The organism is Mycolicibacterium frederiksbergense (assembly GCF_012223425.1).
Classification (GTDB): Bacteria; Actinomycetota; Actinomycetes; order Mycobacteriales; family Mycobacteriaceae; genus Mycobacterium; species Mycobacterium frederiksbergense.
Genome location: NZ_CP038799.1, coordinates 5,485,288 through 5,500,651, shown reverse-complemented (window position 1 = coordinate 5,500,651; position 15,364 = coordinate 5,485,288). Strand labels below are relative to the sequence as shown.

The window sequence follows — 15,364 nt, the reverse complement described above, 5'->3', positions numbered from 1 at the left end:
GCAGACGCATAGGGCCCCTGAAACACCGGTTTCAGGGCCCTATGCGTCTGCTCGCCGGCTAGGGCAGCTTGTCCAATGCCTTCTGCAGTCGTCCGATCGAGGACACCACGCCGTACTCCTCGGCCAGCGCCGCAACCCGGGCCGGGTCCGCCGCGGACAGCGGCAGCACGTCGTCTGGCCGTGACAGCGTCACGGGTGCGTCGGTGGCGACCCGGACCACCGGTTCGGCGGCGATGATGTACTCATCGGCGGCCAGCAGCTTCTTGCGCTGAGCGGCAGGCATTTTCGACGACGGGTCGGCGGCAGCCGCGACGATCGCGGCCAAGGATCCGTGCTGTCCCATCAGGGTCGCCGCGGTCTTCTCACCGATGCCCGCCACGCCGGGCAGACCGTCCGAGGGATCACCGCGCAGCAGCGCCAATTCGGCGTAGGCCGGTCCGGCACGGTCCACCGGCACCCCGTAGGTGTCGGCGACCTCGGTGGGCCCGAACAGGATGGCCTTGCTCAAGCCCCGCCCGATGTAGAACACCCGTACCGCGACCGGGTCGTCGCCGACCAGTTGCAGCAAATCGCGGTCCCCGCTGACCACGATGACGGGGTCGCGCTGCTCGGCGGCGGCCAGCGTGCCCAGCACATCGTCGGCCTCGAAGCCCGCGGCGCCTGCGGTGGCGATGCCGAACGCGTCGAGGATCGCCATGATCATGTCGACCTGCGGGGTCAGCTCGTCGGGCACCTCCTCCACATCGGGGGCGCCGCCGGGACGCGTCTCCTCGACGCGGTGGGCCTTGTAGGACGGAATGCGGTCCACCCGCCACTGCGGTCGCCAGTCGTCGTCGCGGCACACCACGAGCCGGGACGGCCGGTGCTGGGTGACCAGTGTGGAGATGGCGTCGAGGAAACCGCGCAGCGCGTTGACCGGCCGGCCGTCCGGGGCGGTGATGGAGGATGGCACCCCGAAGAACGAGCGGAACCACATGCTGGCGCCGTCGAGCAGCAGCACCGGCGGATTCTCTGTCATGTCAGCTCCCGGATATCCCTGCGCATCGCCTGACAGTAGCGTGGGGTATGACCTTCGCTGTGGATCGCATCGACCACGTCGTGCTGAATTGCCGTGATACGGAAGCCACCATCGACTGGTACGTCCGGGTGCTCAACATGCGCCGTGAGGAGTTCGGCGCCGGGGTGCAGATCATCGAAGGGCCGGTCGCCAAGACCGGTGCGCTGGGGCCGATGACCTCGCACTACTGCCGCGACCCCGAGGGCAACCTGGTCGAGGTCGCCACCTATCGGGTCACCCACTAGCCTCGTCCCCATGGACGGCAGTCGTTTCAGTACCGAGGTCTACGCGCAGCGCGTCCGGGCGGCCGCCGAAGGCGCGGCGAGCGCCGGGCTGGCAGGGCTGGTGATCACCCCCGGCTACGACCTGCGCTATCTGGTGGGCTCGCGGGCGCAGACCTTCGAGCGGCTCACCGCGCTGGTACTTCCCGTCGACGGGTCGGCCCCCACCGTGGTGGTCCCGCGCCTGGAGCTGGCCGCGCTGCGTGAGTCCGCGGTCACCGAAATCGGTGCGACGGTTCAGGATTGGGTGGACGGTGAGAATCCCTATGCGCTGGTCGCGCAGGCACTGCGCGGATCGGCCGCGGCACCGGTGACCGTGGCGGTCACCGATTCGATGACGGCCCTGCACCTGCTACCGCTGGCCGAGGTGCTCGGCGCGGTGCCGGTGCTGGCCACCGACGTGCTGCGCAGGCTGCGGATGATCAAGGACCCGGCCGAAATCGACGCGCTGCGCAAGGCCGGCGCGGCGATCGACCGGGTGCACGCCAGGGTTCCGGAGTTCCTGGTGCCCGGTCGCACCGAAGCCGACGTCGCCGCCGACATCGCCGAAGCCATTGTCGCCGAAGGCCATTCTGAGGTGGCGTTCATCATCGTCGGGTCCGGACCCAACGGTGCCGACCCGCACCACGAATGCTCGGACCGCGAGCTACGCGTTGGCGATATCGTCGTCGTCGACATCGGCGGCCCCTATGCGCCGGGCTACAACTCCGACTCGACCCGCACGTACAGCATCGGCGAGCCCGACACCGAGGTCGCCCGCCGGTACGCGGTGCTGCAGCGCGCCCAGGCCGAAGCGGTCGGGGCGGTGCGCCCCGGTATCACCGCCGGCTCGGTCGACGCGGTCGCCCGCGACGTGCTGGCCGCCGAGGGGCTGGCCGAGGTGTTCGTGCACCGCACCGGGCACGGAATCGGGCTGTCGGTGCACGAAGAGCCCTACATCATCGCCGGTAACGAGATCACCCTTGAGCCGGGCATGGCGTTCTCGGTGGAGCCCGGCATCTACTTCCCGGGCCAGTGGGGCGCCCGGATCGAGGACATCGTCATCGTCACCGAGGACGGTGTGGAATCGGTCAACCAGCGCCCGCACGATTTGGTCGTGGTGCCGGTCTGACCGCTCAGGCTTCGCTGCGGTCCAACAGCGTCGAGGATCCGAGCACCCGCTCGATCCGCACCTCGATCACCACGCGCCGCGGGTTCGCCCGCGGCGTGCGGTAGCGCTGGGCATACCGCAGCTCGGCATCGCGCACGTCATCGGCGTCGCCGCTGACGGTGGCCGCACCTTCCAGCGACAGCCAGCGGGCGCCGTCGACCTGGCTGAGCACCGCGACACCACGCTCCTTGGCATTGACGGCCTTCTGCGAACCGCCGGTGGTGATCACCCGGGCGATGTGCGTGGTCGGATCGAAGGTGAAACCCACCGCCACGACGTGCGGCGAATTGTCACCCCGCAGCGTGGTCAGCATCGCCAGATGACGCTCTGTCAGAAATGCCAGCGCGTCGTTGGTGAGTCGGGTTGTTGCCTTGGCCATCGGGGTCCAACCTAGCGCAGGACATAATCACAGCCATGGAGGACACGGGGCTCGTCGTCATATTCGGCGGGCGCAGCGAGATCGGTGTCGAATTGGCGCGGCGTATCGCCGGTGGGCGCTCCGTCGTCCTGGCCGCGCGCCGCGCCCATGAACTGACCGAGCACGTCGAGGCGGTCCGGTCCGCCGGCGCGACCGCGGTGCACGTACACGAGTTCGATGCCGACGACACCGCATCCCACCGGGGCCTGGTCCAGGACATCGAAAATGCGCACGGGCCGATCGCCACCGCGGTGCTGAGCTTCGGGGTGCTCGGTGATCAGGCGCGCGCCGAGACCGATGCCGGTCACGCGGTCACCGTCGTGCACACCGACTACGTGGCCCAGGTGAGTCTGCTGACCGTGCTGGCGGACTCGATGCGCCGGCGCGGCGGCGGGGACCTGGTGACCTTCTCCTCGATTGCCGGGGTGCGGGTGCGCCGGGCCAACTACGTCTACGGGTCGGCCAAGGCGGGGCTGGACGGTTTCTGCAGCGGGCTCGCCGATGCGCTGCACGGTTGCGGGGTGCGTCTGCTGGTGGTGCGACCCGGTTTCGTGATCGGCCGGATGACCGAGGGCATGGCTCCGGCGCCGTTCTCCAGCACGCCCGCCCAGGTCGCCACCGCAGCGGCAAAGGCACTGGCCGGGCGGCGGCGTACGGTGTGGGTGCCGTGGCAGGTCGGGGTCATCGCCGCGGTGTTCCGGATCCTGCCCGGCCCGATCTGGCGGAGGCTGCCGCGATGAGCGCCTGCGCGAAGAGCAGAGGACGGCGATGAGCGCCTGCGCGAAGAGCAGAGGACACAGATGATCATCGTGATCGGCATCGGAGCCGACGGTATGCCGGGTCTGGGTGCGTCGTCGCGGGCCGAACTCGCCACGGCCACCGTCATTTTCGGATCGCCCCGGCAGCTGGATCTGCTCGACGGCACCGTCGGTGCGCAGCGCCGGACGTGGCCGTCGCCGCTGCTGCCCGCACTCGACGAACTCATCCGCACCGATGGCGGTGATGTGCACGTGGTGGCCAGCGGTGACCCGATGTTGCACGGTATCGGCGCGACCCTGATCCGCCGATTCGGCGCCGACTCGGTGCGGGTGCTGCCGCATGTGTCCTCGGTGACGCTGGCGTGCGCCCGGATGGGCTGGACGGTGCAGGACACCGAGGTCGTCAGCCTCGTGACCGCACCGGTGCACACCGCGGTGCGCCGCGGTGGGCGCGCGGTGGTGCTCAGCCGCGACGCCACCGGCCCGGCTGCCCTGGCTGCGCTGCTGACCGAGACCGGCCGCGGCGAATCCGAGCTGACCGTGCTCGAGCAGCTGGGCGGGCCGGGGGAGCGGCGCCGTGCGGCTCTGGCCAGGGACTGGGCCGCCGCCGGTGCGGACGATATCGATGACCTGAATGTCGTTGCGGTGCAGTACCTGCCCGATGAGCGCCGCTACCACACGCTGCCCGATGACAGGTTTCTCCATGACGGGCAGATCACCAAGCAGAGCATCCGCGCGGTGACACTGGCCGCGCTGGGGCCACGCCCTGGTGAACGGCTGTGGGATGTGGGCTCGGGCTCGGGGAGCATCGCCATCGAATGGTGCCGCAGCGCACCGGGTTGTACCGCCGTGGCTTTCGAGCGTTCCGAGCAACGGCGGTCGCGTATCGCCGCCAATACCGTCGCGTTCGGGGTGAACGTCGAGGTGCGCGGCCCGGCCCCGACCGACTTCGACGGCGCCGCGGAGCCCGCGGTGATCTTCATCGGTGGCGGCATCACCGAGCCGGGTCTGCTCGACGCCTGCTTCGAGCGGTTACCGGCCGGGGGCCGATTGGTGGCCAATGTCGTCACGGCAGAATCGGAAGCCGCAGTCATCGCTCGCTACTCGACGCTAGGAGGCCAGTTGCGCCGGTTCCAGCACTACCACGGTGAACCGATCGGCGGATTCACCGGATTCCGGCCGGCCTACCCCGTCACCCAATGGGCGGTGAGCAAGCAGTGACCATCTATTTCATCGGCGCGGGCCCCGGTGCGGCCGACCTGATCACCGTGCGCGGCCAGCGGCTGCTGAACCGTTGCCAGGTGTGCCTGTACGCCGGCTCGATCATGCCCGAGGACCTGCTCGCCGAGTGCCCGGACGGCGCCAGGATCGTCGACACCGGGCCGCTGAACCTGGAACAGATCATCGACGAATTGGCAGCCGCCGACGCCGCCGGGCTGGATGTGGCGCGCCTGCATTCCGGGGACCCGTCGATCTACAGCGCGCTCGCCGAACAGTGCCGCAGGCTCGACGCCCTGGGCGTCGCCTGGGAGATCGTGCCCGGTGTGCCGGCGTTCGCGGCGGCGGCCGCCGCGGTGGGCCGTGAGCTGACCGTGCCGGGGGTGTCGCAGACCGTGACGCTGAGCCGGGTGGCCACCCTGTCCACCGCGATGCCTGAAAAGGAAACCCTGGCCGTGTTGTCCACGCCCGGGAACACCCTGGTGCTGCATCTGGCGGCGGCACAGATCGACACCATCGTCGAGCAGCTCACCGTCGGCGGCTACACCGCCGACACCCCTTGTGCGGTGGTCGCCTTCGCGAGCTGGCCCAAGGAACAGGTGCTGCGTTGCTCGCTGGGCGAGATCGCCGGGCAGATGCATGCGGCCGGGATCACCCGCACCGCGGTCATCATCGTCGGCGACGTGCTGGCGGCCGAGGGCTTCACCGACAGCTACCTGTATTCGTCGGGCCGCCGGCGCGGAAGCCGGCACTAGTGCGGGTCCTGCTCCTCGGCGGCACCGGAGAGGCGCGGGCGCTGGCCGCCCGGCTGCACCCCGATGTCCCGGTGATCAGCTCACTGGCCGGACGGGTGCCCGACCCGGCGCTACCGGTCGGCGAGGTGCGTATCGGCGGTTTCGGCGGTGCCCAGGGCCTGGCACAGTGGTTGCGCGGCAACGACATCAGCGCCGTGGTGGATGCCACCCACCCGTTCGCTGCGACCATCACCGCCAACGCCGCACAGGCTGCCGCAGGGGAAGGTCTGCCACATCTGGTGCTGGCCCGCCCGCCCTGGCCGGACGGTGACGCCGCCGTGGTGGGCTCGGACACCGAGGCCGCCGAGGTGGTCGCGCGCCATGGCTATCGGCGGGTGTTCCTGACCACCGGGCGTTCGGGCACCGCGGCCTTCAAAGACTCCGATGCGTGGTTCCTGATCCGTGCGGTGACCGCCCCGGAGGACCAGTTGATGCCCGCCCACCATGAGGTGCTGCTCTCGCGTGGCCCCTACCGCGTCGAGGGCGAGCGTGATCTGTTGCGGGAGTTCGGTATCGATGCGCTGGTGACCAAGAACAGCGGTGGCGCCATGACGCACGCGAAACTCGAGGCCGCCGCCGAGGTGGGGGTGCCCGTCATCATGGTCAGCAGGCCCGCACTACCCGGCGGTGTGCGCATCGTGCACACCGTGGACGCGGCCGTCGATTGGCTGACCGGCCTCAGATGAGCGCGAGGGTGTCCAGCTCGCGGATCGCCCGGCACGAACGTTCGGCCATCACGAGCATCATCTCGTCACCGCGCTCGGTGGCGTTGGCGAAAGCCACCCCGAACACGATGATCAGCGGTGCCTGCAGCATGCCCAGTCGGTAGTCACGCCAGCAGGTCTGTTCGTCGTAGCCGGTGACACCGAGCGCCACCAGGCCGGCATGGTATTCGGCCACCAGGTCCCGTTCGGCGGCCGCGCGGGTCACCGGGTCCAGACTGGTTGCGGTGAAGTACGCGAGATCACGTGCCGGAAGGCCGGATCCCAGTGTCTGCCAGTCCACGACGGTGACCCGGGTGCGGTCCGGATCGAACAGCATGTTGTCCAGCCGGTAGTCACCGTGCAGCAGCGCGAACCGGTCGGGCTCGGTCAGCAGCCAGGGCGTCACCATCGCCATGGACGCCGACAGGGTGGCCCGGTCCTCGGCGGTCATCCGGTCGCCGAGTTTCTCCAGGGTGATGTCGGTGGCCATCTTGGCCACATCGCCCATGCCGGAGGCCATTGCGGCGTCCGGCTTGGGCATGGCGATACCGGGAAAGTCGGTCAGTTTCGGATCACACCAACTGGGAGCGTGCAGCCCGGCAAGGGCGCGCACGGCCAGCTGAGCCTCTTCGGCGCTGCACCCGGCGATCTGGTCACCCTGTTCGGCGGGCGCCATATCCGCCAGCAGCAGCACGAATTCGGCTCCCTCACCGCCGATCTCACAGTGGAAGTTCCGCGGGATGGGAACCTGCACCAGGTCGGCGACATCGCGGTAGAACGCGTGCTCGGACCGGTAGCCGATGGCGACCCGGTCGCGGACCGTGTCGTCCTGAGACGGCAACTTGATCGCGAAGCTGGCCGGCAGGTCGGTCTCGGTGCCGTACTGCACGGTCAGCCGGTAGGTGGCGCCGGTCTGGCCCGTGCCGATGGGTGCGGTGTCGACGCTGCGCACATCGGCGCCGAGCACACCGCCCAGCCAGGCCGGCGTGACGTCCTCGGGGCTACGTGGGATCGGCGTGGTCATGAGGTCTCTCGCATGTCATCTACTCCGATCGCCGTGCCGTAAATGGTGTGCAGCCAAATGGTTTCCGCGCCGATGACGAGTTCATCACGGGACCGGGGTCCACCGAGGGTGAAGCGCTCCAGAATGCGGTCGTTGAGTTCCAGCAGCAGGCCGGCCAGCACGTCGGCGGCGGGACCGGCGGGCGCGCGACCGGCGGCGCGCTCGGTCTCGATCATTGCCGCGATGGCCGGGACGAACGCCTCCCGGGAACTGTCCCAGATCTCGCGGATCGCGCTGCTCGCCGCGCGCGCATCCAGCATGGCGGTGAACAGGTATCGATGCGCCGCACCGGTTTCCATGAGCGCTTCGAGCATGGCGTGGATCCGCCACCGCGGCGAACCGCTGGACGCGGTCACGATGTCACTGGCGGCGAAGACGTCGTCGTACATCGACTCCAGCAGGGCTGCCACGGCCGCGGCCTTGTTCTCGAAGTAGAAATAGAACGCCGACCGGCCGACACCGGCAGCGGCGGCGACATCGGCGATGTTGACCGCCTCGAACCCCCGGGCCCGAAGGGCTTCGTCGAAGGCGGTCAGGATGGCGCTGCGACGCTGATCGCTGCGCTGCGGCTGGCGCCGGTCGGTCACCGAGCGCGCAGCCGACACCGGCGGCTCGACGACATCGTTGCCCCGCTGCACCAGCGGGACAGTAGCCCTGCTTCTGACAACTGTCAATGAAACTCGACGGTTGTCAGCCCGGGTAGTTGCGGGGGGTGAACACCGTGTCGCCGTGCCACCGGGTCTGCGAGGACCCGATGATCAGCAGGCAGCGCATGTCCACCTCGCCGGGATCCAGATCGCCGAGGGCCACCACCCGCACCGTCTCGTTCGGGCCCGCGACATCGCGCCCGATCACGACCGGAGTGGCGGCATCGCGGTGTTCCAGCAGCAGCTTCTGCATCTCGCCGACCTGCCAGGTCCGCGTTTTCGACGCCGGGTTGTACACCGCGATGACCATGTCTGCGGCTGCCGCCGCACTGACCCGGGCGGCGATGATCTCCCATGGCTTGAGCCGGTCAGACAGCGAGATGACGGCGTAGTCGTGGCCCAGTGGCGCGCCGACCCGGCTGGCCACCGCCTGCGCCGCGGTCATCGCCGGAATCACCCGGACCTCGACATCGGGCCAGTCGACGGCCTCCTCGAGGACGGCCGTGGCCATCGCGAATATGCCGGGGTCACCGGAGGACACCACCACCACCGCGCGGCCCTGCCGGGCCAGTTCGCAGGCCAGCCGGGCTCGCGCCGGTTCATCGGTGTTGTCACTGGCATGCCGGGTCTGTCCGGCGCGGGCCCCGACCCGGTCGAGATACGGGAAGTAGCCGATCAGGTCGGTGGCGGCGGCCAGTTCGCGACGCGCCTGCGGGGTGATCCAGTCCAGGTCACCGGGGCCGAGCCCGACCACCGCGACGCTGCCGCCGGTGCGCGGCACGGCCGCCTCCCCGGGCACCATCACGATGGAGAAGTAGGGGACCGAGCTTTCGTCGACCTCGCTTGCCGCGAGTACGCGCTGCTGATCGGTGCTGGCCCGCTCCACGTAGAACGCCCGGTCCAGCCGATGGGTCTCCGAAAGTGCCTGCCGCACCTCCGGATACGACTTACCCAGTTTCATGATGACGGCGGCGTCGGTATCGGCGAGGCGGCGGGTCAGCTCGGCGGTGGGCAGCGTGCCGGGCAGGATCGTCAGGACCTCGTCGCCCTGCACCAGCGGGGTGCCGGTGGCCGCCGAGGCGGCACTCACCGATGTCACACCGGGCACGATGACGGCGTCGAACCGCGCGGTCAGCCGGGTGTGCATGTGCATGTAGGAGCTGTAGAACAGCGGATCACCCTCGGCCAGCAGCGCCACATTGCGCCCGGCTTCCAGGTGTACGGCGATGCGATCGGCGGATTCGGCATAGAAATCCTCCATCGCACCGGCGTAGCCACCGGGATGCTCGGTGGTCTCGGTGGTGACCGGATACACCAGATGCTCCTCGATCTGACCTTCGCGCAGATATTGCGCGGCGATCCGGCGCGCGATACTGCGGCCGTGGCGTGCGCTGTGGTACGCGACGACATCGGCCTCGCCGATGAGTCGGGCGGCCTTGACCGTCACCAGTTCGGGATCACCGGGGCCGAGGCCGACGCCGTAGAGGGTGCCTTTTGTCGTGAGAGTCATTCGCGTTCGCTCGCAATCGCATTCACGGCGGCGGCGGCCATCGCGCTGCCCCCGCGCCTGCCCTTCACCACCAGGTATGACATGCCGCGTGGCCGGGCGATCAGTTCATCCTTGGACTGTGCGGAGCCCACGAAGCCGACGGGTCCACCCAGCACCGCCGCGGGCACCGGCGCGCCCTCGTCGAGCAGTTCCAGCAGCCGGAACAGCGCGGTGGGGGCATTGCCGATCGCGAGCACGGCTCCACCCAACCGGTCGGCCCACAGGTCGACGCCTGCTGCGGAGCGAGTGCTGCCCAAGGTGGACGCCAGCTCGGCGGCGCGCGGGTCGGCGACCAGCGAGACGACCTCGTTGTCGGCGGGCAGTCGGGAGCGGGTGATGCCGGCGGCGACCATCGACGAATCACAGAGCACCGGTGCACCCGCGGCCAGCGCCGCATGCGTGCGGGCGACCACATCGGGGGTGAAGGCGACGTGGCCGGTGACGTCGACCTGACCGCAGGTGTGAATGAGCCGGACCACGACGCGTGAGACGTCATCGGGGAAGGGGGTCAGGTCCGCTTCATCCCGGATGGTGGCGAAGGATTGCCGGTATATTTCCGCAGCGTCGCGGGTGTATTCGAGCACCCGATCACCCTACGGGTGACGCCTCTGGTACCCGTGTCCGGTGGCCACCAGCACCTCGGCACCCAGCGGGCTGCCGCACGCCCGTGTGCAGCCAACAAAATGGCGATGGACCCCCGCGGCGCCCTCGGTCAGTGCGGCCCGCGCGTCGGCGCGCACATCGGAGAGAGATTTGTCACACCCCGGACTTCCTGTGCAGGCACTCACGGTCAGCCACGGGGAGTTCTCGTCGAAGACGAGGCCCAGCGGGGCCAGCACCCGCAGCGAGGTGTCGGCGACCTCCTCGGTGAGATCGCAGACGAGGATCGAACGCCAGGGTGTCACCACGATCGGCGACTCGATGGCCGCGAGGAACTCCGCCGTGCGGGCCGGTAGCACGCCCAGCGGTACCGCCGCGCCGAGCGCCACCCGGTCCGGGACCGGGTCGCGCGTCTGCGCTATCCAGCCCACCGGAGGCCGGCCGGCGTCGTGCGGGTACCGGCCGGCCGGGTCCGGCACGGTGACGGCGAAATCGCCGATCAGTTCGCTGGGGTTGTCGAGTTCGGTGACACGCCAACGCTTCCCGCGTACGGCCTGGAATCGCCGGGCGATCTCGACCATGGTGTTCACCGCGTCGTTGGGGGACAGCCGGACGCCGGTGTCCGTTCCGGCGAGCAGCAGGGCGACACCCGTGTCACCGATCTGTACGCCGACGTCGGCGCGCAGCCCGGAGACATCGCCGCGGCCGTCGTCGATGGAGAACCAGAATCGGCCCGGCAGGGCGGCCAGCGCCTCGTCGCGCTGCAGCGCCCGGTCCAGGGCGTCCACCCAGTCGCGCACGTCGGCCAGACCGCCGCTGCGGCCCGACAGCGGCGAGGACACGATGTTGCGAACCCGTTCATGGGTGGGCGACGGCAGCAGGCCGGCGCCGGTGAGTCCGTCGGCCACCCGTCCCGGATCGGTGATGCCGCGGATCTGCAGGCTGCCGCGCGATGTCAGTTCCAGCGCCCCGCCGCCGTGGTCGGCGGCGAGGTGGGCCAGGGTCTCCAGACCGCGGGCTGAGATGACGCCACCGGGCAGCCGCACCCGCATCAGCGCGCCGTCGGCCGCCTGGTGGAACTGCAGGGCGCCGGGGCAGGCGTCCTGATCACGGGCGCGGCTCACGTGACCACGGTACTCACCACGCGTTCTCCGCCGGGATTCGAACTCCAGAACGCGCAGCTGGCGGCGGCTCGGCCCGGGCTTTTATGACGTACGTCACAGTTTTCGGGAGCCTGTCTGCTCAGGCACAGAATGCCGCTGCCGGCGCTTGCGGGGGCTACGTTTCGATCATCAACCCGGTACCGCCGGTACCTCTTCAGGAAGGAGGCCATGACATGGCCTCACTCATCGCCATCGCCGCCGGCGTGGCCCTGGTGTTCGCTGCCATCTCCGTCCCGTACCAGGACTCCTGGTACGGCCGCTGGAGCCGCTCCGACCGCTGACCGGCAGACCACGCGACGCGCGTGGTGAGGCAGGATTGAGCGGTGCCGACCGTGCTGCTGCTGTCTACGTCCGATACCGACCTGATCACCGCGCGCGCCAGCGGTGCCGACTATCGATGGGCCAATCCGGCCCGGCTGCTGCAGGACGAACTCGACCGCGAGCTCGGTGAGCTGGTCGCCGGCGTCGATATCGCCGTCGTCCGCATCCTCGGCGGGTATCGCTCCTGGCAGGACGGCATCGACATACTGGTCGGCCTCGGCGTGCCCACCGTGGTGCTGTCCGGGGAGCAGGCGCCCGACGCCGAACTGATGCGGCATTCGACCGTCCCGGCCGGCGTGGCACTGCAGTCCCACATCTATCTGGCGCAGGGCGGCACCGAGAATCTGCGCGGCCTGCACGCCTTCCTCAGCGACACCCTGCTCATGACCGGCGAAGGTTTCGACCCGCCGGTCTCCATTCCCGGCTGGGGCGTGCTGGAACACCCGCAGACCGAGGTCACCGGGCCGACCGTCGCGGTGCTGTACTACCGCGCCCAGCATCTGGCCGGCAACACCGGCTACATCTCTGCGCTGTGCGACGCCATCGCAGCGGCCGGTGGGCGGCCGCTGCCGGTGTACTGCGCCTCGCTGCGGACCGCCGAACCCGAACTGCTGGAGCTGCTGGGCACCGCCGATGCGTTGATCACCACGGTGCTCGCCGCCGGTGGCGCCACCCCGGCGACCGTGGGCGCCGGCGGGACCGACGACAGCTGGAACGTCGCGCATCTGGCCGCGCTGGATGTCCCCATCCTGCAGGGGCTGTGCCTGACCAGTTCCCGGGCCACCTGGGCGCAGAACGACGACGGCATGTCCCCGCTGGATGTCGCGACCCAGGTGGCGGTGCCGGAGTTCGACGGCCGCATCATCACCGTCCCGTTCTCGTTCAAGGAGATCGACGACGAGGGGCTGATCACCTACAGCGCCGACCCGGAACGCTGCGCCCGGGTGGCCGGTCTGGCCGTGCGGCACGCCCGGCTGCGCCACGTCCCGGCCGCCGACAAGCAGGTCGCGCTGGTGTTCTCGGCCTACCCGACCAAACACGCGCGCATCGGCAACGCCGTCGGCCTGGACACCCCGGCCTCCGCGGTGGCCCTGCTGCGGGCCATGCGCGAGCACGGTATCGACATCGGCGAGGTCCCCGGTGTCGACGCCGAGGACGGCGACGCGCTCATCCATGCGCTGATCGAACGCGGGGGCCAGGATCCCGACTGGCTCACCGAGGAAACGCTGGCGCGCAACCCGATCCGGGTATCGGCCGCCGACTACCGGCGCTGGTTCGCCACGGTGCCCACCGAACTGGCCGACGCGGTGGTGCGGCACTGGGGCCCGCCGCCGGGTGAGCTGTTCGTCGACCGCAGCCACGACCCCGACGGCGAGATCGTCATCGCCGGGATGAAGTCCGGCAACGTGGTGATCCTGGTACAGCCGCCGCGCGGGTTCGGCGAGAACCCGGTGGCCATCTACCACGACCCCGATCTGCCTCCGAGCCATCACTATCTGGCCGCCTACCGCTGGCTGGACGGGCAGTTCGGTGACTCGCGGGCATTCAAGGCCGACGCCGTCATCCATCTGGGAAAGCACGGCAACCTGGAATGGCTGCCGGGCAAGACGCTGGGCATGAGCGCGGACTGCGGGACCGATGCGGCGCTGGGCGACCTGCCGCTGATCTACCCGTTCCTCGTCAACGACCCGGGCGAGGGCACCCAGGCCAAACGCCGCGCGCACGCGACACTCGTCGACCACCTCATCCCGCCGATGGCCCGCGCCGAGACCTACGGTGACATCGCCCGGCTCGAACAGCTGCTCGACGAGCACTCGAATCTCTCGGCACTCGACCCGTCGAAACTGCCCGCCATCCGTCAGCAGATCTGGACGTTGATGCGCGCGGCGAAGATGGACCACGACCTCGGCCTGGAGGATCGCCCCGACGAGGACGCCTTCGACGACATGCTGCTGCACGTCGACGGGTGGCTCTGCGAGATCAAGGACGTACAGATCCGCGACGGCCTGCACATCCTGGGACAGGCGCCGGTCGGGGAATCCGAACTGGATCTGGTGCTGGCCATCCTGCGCGCCCGCCAGTTGTTCGGCGGCGAGCACACCGTGCCCGGCCTGCGTCAGGCCCTCGGACTCGCCGAGGACGGCGCCGACGAACGCACCGCCGTCGACGCCGCAGAGACGGCCGCCCGCAAGCTGGTGGCCGGCCTGCAGGACAGCGGCTGGGATGCCGGGGCGGTCGACGGGCTCACCGATGACCCTGTGATCGCGCAGATCCTGCGCTTCGCCGCCACCGAGGTGGTGCCCAGGCTGCGTGGCACCGACGGGGAGATCGAGGCGGTGCTGCGGGCCGTGGACGGTCACTACATCCCGGCGGGGCCGTCCGGTTCCCCGTTACGCGGTCTGGTCAACGTGCTGCCGACCGGGCGCAACTTCTACTCCGTGGATCCCAAGGCGGTGCCGTCCCGGCTGGCCTGGGAAACCGGTGTCGGCCTGGCCGATTCGCTGCTGGCCCGGTACCGCGCAGACCACGGGATCTGGCCGCCGTCGGTCGGCCTCTCGGTGTGGGGGACCTCGGCGATGCGCACCTCCGGCGACGACATCGCCGAAGTGCTGGCGCTGCTCGGTGTCCGGCCGATCTGGGATGACGCGTCGCGCCGGGTGGTGGACCTGGAAGCAATATCGCTGGAAGAACTGGGCCGGCCGCGCATCGACGTGACGGTCCGCATCTCCGGGTTCTTCCGGGACGCTTTCCCGCATGTGGTCACCATGCTCGACGACGCCGTCGCGTTGGTGGCCGGCCTGGAGGAAGGGCCGCAGGACAACTACGTGCGAGCCCACTCGCTGGCCGACCTGGCCGAGCACGGTGACGAACGCCGCAGCACCACAAGAATTTTCGGGTCGAAGCCCGGAACCTACGGTGCGGGTCTGCTGCAGCTCATCGACAGCCGCAACTGGCGCGACGATCAGGACCTGGCCGAGGTGTACACCGCGTGGGGTGGTTTCGCCTACGGGCGTGGCCTCGACGGTGCCCCGGCGACCGACGAGATGAACCGGGCGTACCGGCGGATCGCCGTGGCGGCGAAGAACACCGACACCCGCGAGCACGACATCGCCGACTCCGACGACTATTTCCAGTACCACGGCGGCATGATCGCCACCGTGCGCGCGCTCACCGGCAAGGACCCGGCCGCCTACATCGGCGACAACACCCGCCCCGACGCGGTGCGCACCCGGACCCTCAGCGAGGAGACCACCCGGGTGTTCCGCGCCCGCGTGGTCAACCCGCGCTGGATCAACGCCATGCGCAGGCACGGCTACAAGGGCGCCTTCGAGATGGCCGCCACCGTCGACTACCTGTTCGGCTACGACGCGACCGCACATGTGATGGCGGACTGGATGTACGAGCAACTCAGCCAGAGCTACGTGCTGGACGACGAGAACCGCAAGTTCATGAACGAGTCCAACCCCTGGGCACTGCACGGGATGGCCGAGCGGTTGCTGGAGGCGGCCGGGCGAGGAATGTGGGCCGCACCGGACCCCGCCACCCTCGAAGGCCTCAAGCAGGTGATGCTGGAGACCGAGGGGGAACTGGAAGGCTGACTCGCGTGCTGCCGGCGCGTGCGAGGTGCACATAGGATTGCG

Annotated in this window: 14 protein-coding genes; 7 read left to right on the top strand and 7 right to left on the bottom strand. The window is 69.7% G+C overall.

Annotated elements, in window-relative coordinates:
• Positions 1 to 58: 58 nt before the first annotated feature.
• Positions 59 to 1,018 (bottom strand): 5'-3' exonuclease, encoded by a 960-nt coding sequence (locus EXE63_RS29625; protein ID WP_168144903.1) that lies wholly within the window; start codon positions 1,016 to 1,018, stop codon positions 59 to 61.
• Positions 1,019 to 1,065: 47 nt separating this feature from the next.
• Here EXE63_RS29625 and EXE63_RS29620 point away from each other — a divergent pair, with 47 nt between their 5' ends.
• Both EXE63_RS29620 and EXE63_RS29615 read left to right on the top strand, forming a co-directional pair.
• On the top strand, positions 1,066 to 1,302 hold the full coding sequence (locus tag EXE63_RS29620; protein ID WP_168144902.1) for a VOC family protein: 237 nt from the start codon (positions 1,066 to 1,068) through the stop codon (positions 1,300 to 1,302).
• A 10-nt stretch (positions 1,303 to 1,312) separates the two neighbouring features.
• On the top strand, positions 1,313 to 2,449 hold the full coding sequence (locus tag EXE63_RS29615; protein WP_168144901.1) for a M24 family metallopeptidase: 1,137 nt from the start codon (positions 1,313 to 1,315) through the stop codon (positions 2,447 to 2,449).
• 4 nt (positions 2,450 to 2,453) lie between these two features.
• On the opposite strand, the gene EXE63_RS29610 is transcribed toward EXE63_RS29615, so the two are convergent.
• Positions 2,454 to 2,867, bottom strand: a complete 414-nt coding sequence (locus tag EXE63_RS29610; protein WP_105366331.1) for a F420-dependent biliverdin reductase — start codon at positions 2,865 to 2,867, stop codon at positions 2,454 to 2,456.
• Positions 2,868 to 2,902: 35 nt separating this feature from the next.
• Here EXE63_RS29610 and dprE2 point away from each other — a divergent pair, with 35 nt between their 5' ends.
• Genes dprE2 through EXE63_RS29590 form a run of 4 tightly spaced genes read left to right on the top strand, consistent with a single transcriptional unit; the run spans position 2,903 to position 6,362 of the window.
• On the top strand, positions 2,903 to 3,646 hold the full coding sequence (dprE2, locus tag EXE63_RS29605) for a decaprenylphospho-beta-D-erythro-pentofuranosid-2-ulose 2-reductase (protein ID WP_168144900.1): 744 nt from the start codon (positions 2,903 to 2,905) through the stop codon (positions 3,644 to 3,646).
• Between the two features lie 60 nt (positions 3,647 to 3,706).
• On the top strand, positions 3,707 to 4,885 hold the full coding sequence (gene cbiE / locus EXE63_RS29600; protein ID WP_168144899.1) for a precorrin-6y C5,15-methyltransferase (decarboxylating) subunit CbiE: 1,179 nt from the start codon (positions 3,707 to 3,709) through the stop codon (positions 4,883 to 4,885).
• The gene (gene cobM, locus EXE63_RS29595; protein ID WP_168144898.1) at positions 4,882 to 5,637 is read left to right on the top strand and encodes a precorrin-4 C(11)-methyltransferase; all 756 of its coding nucleotides are present in this window, start codon (positions 4,882 to 4,884) and stop codon (positions 5,635 to 5,637) included. Before cbiE ends, cobM begins: the two co-directional genes overlap by 4 nt.
• Positions 5,637 to 6,362, top strand: a complete 726-nt coding sequence (locus tag EXE63_RS29590) for a cobalt-precorrin-6A reductase (protein ID WP_168144897.1) — start codon at positions 5,637 to 5,639, stop codon at positions 6,360 to 6,362. Before cobM ends, EXE63_RS29590 begins: the two co-directional genes overlap by 1 nt.
• Here EXE63_RS29590 and EXE63_RS29585 read toward each other — a convergent pair.
• The 5 genes from EXE63_RS29585 to cobG are packed head-to-tail and all read right to left on the bottom strand — an operon-like array spanning position 6,355 to position 11,363.
• On the bottom strand, positions 6,355 to 7,404 hold the full coding sequence (locus EXE63_RS29585; RefSeq protein WP_168144896.1) for a phosphotransferase family protein: 1,050 nt from the start codon (positions 7,402 to 7,404) through the stop codon (positions 6,355 to 6,357). The genes EXE63_RS29590 and EXE63_RS29585 overlap by 8 nt on opposite strands.
• The gene (locus EXE63_RS29580) at positions 7,401 to 8,081 is read right to left on the bottom strand and encodes a TetR/AcrR family transcriptional regulator (protein WP_234904316.1); all 681 of its coding nucleotides are present in this window, start codon (positions 8,079 to 8,081) and stop codon (positions 7,401 to 7,403) included. The genes EXE63_RS29585 and EXE63_RS29580 overlap by 4 nt, the downstream gene beginning before the upstream one ends.
• Before the next feature lie 52 nt (positions 8,082 to 8,133).
• Positions 8,134 to 9,600, bottom strand: a complete 1,467-nt coding sequence (locus EXE63_RS29575; RefSeq protein WP_168144895.1) for a precorrin-2 C(20)-methyltransferase — start codon at positions 9,598 to 9,600, stop codon at positions 8,134 to 8,136.
• A complete protein-coding gene (locus tag EXE63_RS29570) occupies positions 9,597 to 10,223 on the bottom strand; it encodes a precorrin-8X methylmutase (RefSeq protein ID WP_168144894.1) in 627 nt (208 codons plus the stop codon). The genes EXE63_RS29575 and EXE63_RS29570 overlap by 4 nt, the downstream gene beginning before the upstream one ends.
• 9 nt (positions 10,224 to 10,232) lie before the next feature.
• Positions 10,233 to 11,363, bottom strand: a complete 1,131-nt coding sequence (gene cobG / locus EXE63_RS29565) for a precorrin-3B synthase (RefSeq protein ID WP_168144893.1) — start codon at positions 11,361 to 11,363, stop codon at positions 10,233 to 10,235.
• Between the two features lie 362 nt (positions 11,364 to 11,725).
• Between cobG and cobN the strand changes: the two genes are divergently transcribed.
• Positions 11,726 to 15,322: a cobaltochelatase subunit CobN gene (gene cobN / locus EXE63_RS29560; RefSeq protein ID WP_168144892.1), complete on the top strand. Its 3,597-nt coding sequence runs from the start codon at positions 11,726 to 11,728 to the stop codon at positions 15,320 to 15,322.
• The last annotated feature ends 42 nt before the right edge of the window (positions 15,323 to 15,364 follow it).